Origin of the sequence: Streptomyces erythrochromogenes (assembly GCF_040684695.1) — a bacterium.
Classification (GTDB): Bacteria; Actinomycetota; Actinomycetes; order Streptomycetales; family Streptomycetaceae; genus Streptomyces; species Streptomyces erythrochromogenes_C.
Map to the genome: position 1 here is coordinate 1 of NZ_JBFBGM010000062.1, position 5,025 is coordinate 5,025.

A 5,025-nucleotide genomic window follows, 5' to 3' on the forward strand; every position below is an offset into this window, starting at 1 on the left:
CGCCGGCGGTGGTGAGTTCGTCGTGGAGGGCTTGGGCTCCGGGTGCGGTGGGGCCGGTGCGGCTGGTGAGGTGGAGGTGTTTGGCGCCGTGGTGGTTGACGAGGTGGCGGGCGAGGATGCGGCCGAGTCCGCCGGTGCCGCCGGTGATGAGGATGGTGCCTTCCGGATCGAGCGGGACGGCTGACGCGCTCATGGTGGGGGCGGTTTCGAGCCGGGGTGTGTGCAGCCGGCCCGCGCGCAGGGCGAGTTGGGTGTCGGGGGCGTCTGCGGCGGTGTGTGCTGCGGTGGCGAGGTGTTCGGTGGTGTCGATGTCGAGGAGGGTGATGCGGCCGGGGTGTTCGTTCTGTGCGGTGCGGATGAGGCCGGTGAGGGCGGCGGCGGGGAGGTCGTGGATGTCTTCGTCGGTGGTGAGTGCGGTGGCTCCGCGGGTGAGGATGACGATCCGGGTGGAGTCGAGGGTGGTGTCGGCGAGGAGTTCCTGGAGGGTGGCCAGGGTGTCCTGGACCGCTCCGTGCACCTCCGCGAAGCTCTCCGACAGACCGATGACAGCCGGCGGCCGCCCGCCCGATGCGAGGGCGCCCCGGAGAGCAGCCACACCGGCGTACGCGTCCCCCGTGACGGCCGCGGCCAGCCCGTGCGGGTCGGACCCCAGCACCGCCCACGGGCCGGTCCCGGTGTCCGTGGTCGCCGCGAACGGCTTCCACACCATCCGGTAGAGCCCGTCCTGCGTACCGCCCGGGTCCCGCAGGTCACCGGCCGGCCGCAAGGTGATCTCGTCCACGCTCAGGACACGACGTCCGTCTGCGTCCGTGGCCGTCAGCGAGGCGGCGCTCGCGCCGCTCGGCACCAGACGTACCCGCAGCACGGTCGCCCCCGCCGTGTGCAGCGTGACCCCGTTGAACGAGAACGGGACGTTCACCTCGTCGGAGTCCTCGATCAGCAAGCCGTGGAGCGCGGCGTCCAGCACCGCGGGGTGCAGACCGAACGCGGCGTCGTCGACGCTCTCCGGCACCGCGATCTCGGCGTACGTCTCCGCGCCACGTCTCCACGCCCGCCGCAGCCCCTGGAAGGCGGGCCCGTAGGCGTATCCGCGTTCGGCGAGCCGGGCGTAGAGGTCACCGACCGCCAGCTCGGTCGCACCCTCCGGCGGCCAGACGACGGCGTCGGCCGCGGCCGCGGCTGCCTGCGCGGGCACAGGCGCCGCCGGGCCGGCCTCGGCGAGCACACCGGAGGCGTGCCGGGTCCATTCCGCGTCCGTCGCCCTCTCGGGGCGGGAGTGGACGGTGACGGAACGGGCGCCGCCCGACTCCTCGGCTCCGAGCACGACCTGGAGGTGGACACGCCCCTCCTCGGGAACGACCAGCGGAGCCTCCAGCACCAACTCCCGCAGCCGGTCGTAGCCGAAGCGTTCGCCCGCCGCGAGAGCCATCTCCACCAGAGCGGCGCCGGGCAGCAGAACGGTCCCGGCGACCGCGTGATCGGTCACCCACGGGTGGGTGCCGCGCGAGACACGGCCCGTGAACAGCAGCCCTTCCCCACCGGCGAGGCTGGTCACCGCACCCAGCAGCGGGTGCTCCGCCGGGGTGAGCCCCAGACTCGCCACGTCCTCGGCCGTGGCGGGGCTGTTCAGCCAGTACCGGGTGCCCTGGAAGGCGTACGTCGGCAGCAGGACCCGCCGCGCACCCGGGAAGAGGCCCTCGGCGTCCAGCGTCGCACCGCGCACGGCCGCCTCGCCGAGGGCGACGGCGAGCGTCCGCACCTCGGAACGCCCCTGGCGCAGCGCGGCGACGGTCGTCACCGCGCCCTGTGCCTCCTCACCCAGGCAGGCCCTGGTCATGGCGGTGAGTACGGGGTCGGGGCCGAGTTCGAGGTAGGTGGTGACGTTCTGGCTGTGGAGGTATTGGACGGCGTCGTTGAAGCGGACGGTGTGGCGGAGGTGTTGGACCCAGTAGTCGGGGTTGGTGAGTTGTTCGGTGGTGGCGGGTTTGCCGGTGAGGTTGGAGATGATGGGGATGGTGGGGGCGTGGTAGGTGAGGGTGGCGGCGGTGGTGCGGAAGTCGTTGAGGATGCCGTCCATGTGGGGTGAGTGGAAGGCGTGGCTGACGTTGAGTTGTTTGGTGCGTCGGCCGTTGTTGCGCCAGGTGGTGGCGAGTTGGTGGGCTGCGTCGTGGTCGCCGGTGATGACGGTGGATTGGGGTCCGTTGATGGCGGCGATGTCGAGGTGTCCGTGGTGGGTGGGGAGGGTGTCGCGTATCTCGGTTTCGGTGGCTTCGATGGCGATCATGGCGCCGCCGGAGGGTGCGGACTGCATGAGGCGTCCGCGGGTGGCGACGAGCTTGCAGGCGTCGTCCAGGGTGAGTACGCCGGCGACGTGCGCGGCGGTGAGCTCGCCCAGGGAGTGGCCTACCAGGTGGTCGGGGGTCAGGCCGTAGTGCTCCACCAGCCGGAACAGAGCGACCTCCGTGGCGAACAGCGCCGCCTGGGTCCACATGGTCTGGTGCAGGGGCGAGGCCGGGTCCTCGTCGGCGAAGATCAGGTCCTTCAGGGGAGTGGATTCCTGGAGGTGCCGGTCCAGATGGGCGCAGACCTCGTCCAGTGCGCGGGCGTAGACGGGGTGGGTGCCGTACAGCTCACGGCCCATTCCGGCACGCTGACTGCCCTGCCCGGTGAACAGGAACGCGATCTTGCCGCCGTCACGTCCGCCCGGCGGGCCGGCGATCACGTCCGGGGACTCCTCGCCGGCGGCCAGGGCAGCGAGCGCCCGAAGGTACCCGTCCCGATCCTCCGCCACGACGGCCGCCGAACGGGCCGGCTGGGCCGGCGCTTCGGCCAGTGACCGGCCGATGTCCGCAAGGGCGACCGGGCTCCGCTCCTGATCCTGTGCCCGGTCCGGTCGCGCCGTGCGTGCGGAGACGAAGGCGAGCAGCCGGTCCGCCCGGGCCCGCAGCGCCGCCTCCGTGTGGCCCGACAGCAGCCAGGGAGCCATCGGTACGGCCTCGGGCTCCTCGGTAGTCAAGGGTTCGGGCGCGGTGGCGGGGGCCTGTTCGAGGACGACGTGCGCGTTGGTGCCGCTGATCCCGAAGGAGGACACACCCGCCCGGCGCGGCCGGTCGCTCTCCGGCCACGGGGTCGCCTCCGTGAGGAGGGACACCGCCCCCCTGCTCCAGTCCACGTGTGAGGTGGGCCGGTCCACGTGGAGGGTGCGGGGGAGGATGCCGTGGCGCATGGCCATGACCATTTTGATGACGCCGCCGACGCCTGCGGCGGCCTGGGAGTGGCCGATGTTGGATTTGAGCGAACCCAGGAACAAGGGCCGTGCGGTGTCGCGGTCCTGTCCGTAGGTGGCGAGGATGGCCTGGGCTTCGATGGGGTCGCCGAGGGTGGTGCCGGTGCCGTGGGCCTCGACGGCGTCGACGTCGGCGGCCGACAGGCCCGAGGCGGCCAGCGCCTCACGGATGACGCGTTCCTGGGAGGGGCCGTTGGGTGCGGTGAGGCCGTTGCTGGCGCCGTCCTGGTTGACGGCCGAGCCGCGGACGACCGCGAGGACCTCGTGTCCGTTGCGGCGGGCGTCGGAGAGCCGCTCCAGGAGCAGCACGCCCACACCCTCGCTCCAGGCGGTGCCGTCCGCCGCATCCGCGAAGGACTTGCAACGGCCGTCCGCCGCCAGCCCGCGCTGACGGCTGAACTCCACGAACAGATCGGGCACCGCCATCACGGTCACACCGCCCGCGAGGGCGAGACCGCACTCGCCCTGGCGCAGGGCCTGGGCGGCCAGGTGCAGGGCGACGAGGGAGGAGGAGCAGGCCGTGTCGACGGTGATGGCCGGACCCTGCAGGCCCAGCGTGTACGAGACCCGGCCGGACGCCACGCTGAGCGTGTTGCCGGTCGTACGGTAGGCCTCCACCGCCTCCGGCGCGTTGCGCAGGTGGGAGGCGTACTCGCTGTACATCGCGCCGCTGAACACACCGGTACGGGTGCCGCGCAGACTCGCCGGCGCGATGCCCGCGCTCTCCACCGCCTCCCAGCTGGTCTCCAGCAGCAGACGCTGCTGCGGGTCCATCGCGGCGGCCTCGCGCGGGCTGATCCCGAAGAATTCCGCGTCGAACCGGTCGGCGTCGTGGAGGAAACCGCCGTGGCGGGCGTACGAGTGACCCGCGCGATCGGGGTCGCCGTCGAAGAGCCGGTCCAGCGCCCAGCCGCGGTTCGTGGGGAAGGGGCCGATGGCGTCGGTGCCGTCGGCGACGAGCCGCCACAGGTCGTCGGGGGAGCGGGTGTCACCGGGATACCGGCAGGCCATCCCGACGATCACGATCGGATCCTCGGGATCGGACGTGCCGCGCACGCCGATCGGCTGCCCGGTACGGACCACCTCGCCCTCGCCGGCCGACTGGGCGAGTTCGCCCGCCAGAAAAGCGGCCAGGGCCGTGGGGGTGGGGTGGTCGAAGACGGCCGTCGCCGGCAGCGTGATACCGCTGACCGCCACGACGCGGCGCCGCAGTTCCAGTCCGGTCAGCGAGTCCATGCCGAGGGTCTTGAACGCCGTGTCGTCGTCGACGGCGTCCGGGCCCGCGAGGCCGAGAACGGCGGCGACCGTGCTCCGTACGAGCTCACCCACGGCACGCAGACGGTCGGCCGGGGGGAGCGCGGCGGTCCGCTCGGACCAGGAGGCGCCGTCCGTACCGGAAGAGCCTGCGGCAGCGGCGGCCCGGCGGCGCGGCGCGCGGACCAGGGTGCGCAGCAGCGCCGGCACCGGCCGGTCGGGGGACCGCAGGGCCGGCAGGTCCAGGTCGGCCGCGGCGAGCAGCGGCTCCCCCGAGGCGAGGGCCGCGTCGAAGATCTCCATTCCGCGCTCGGCGGAGATCGGCAGCACGCCCTTGTCGGCCCACCGCTTCACGTCGAGCTCGCTCAGCCCGCTGGTCATGGCACTGGCCGTGTCCCAGAGTCCCCAGGCGAGGCTGGTGGCGGGGAGGTTGTGGTGGTGGCGGTGGTGGGCGAGTGCGTCGAGGTAGGTGTTGGCGGCGGCGT

Annotated in this window: 1 protein-coding gene; it reads right to left on the reverse strand. The window is 72.9% G+C overall.

The genetic code is table 11. The annotated features are described in order from the left end of the window. Positions 1-5,025, reverse strand: a 5,025-nt coding sequence (locus AB0O53_RS38280; RefSeq protein ID WP_365201837.1) for a type I polyketide synthase, incomplete at both ends; no start/stop codon positions are given.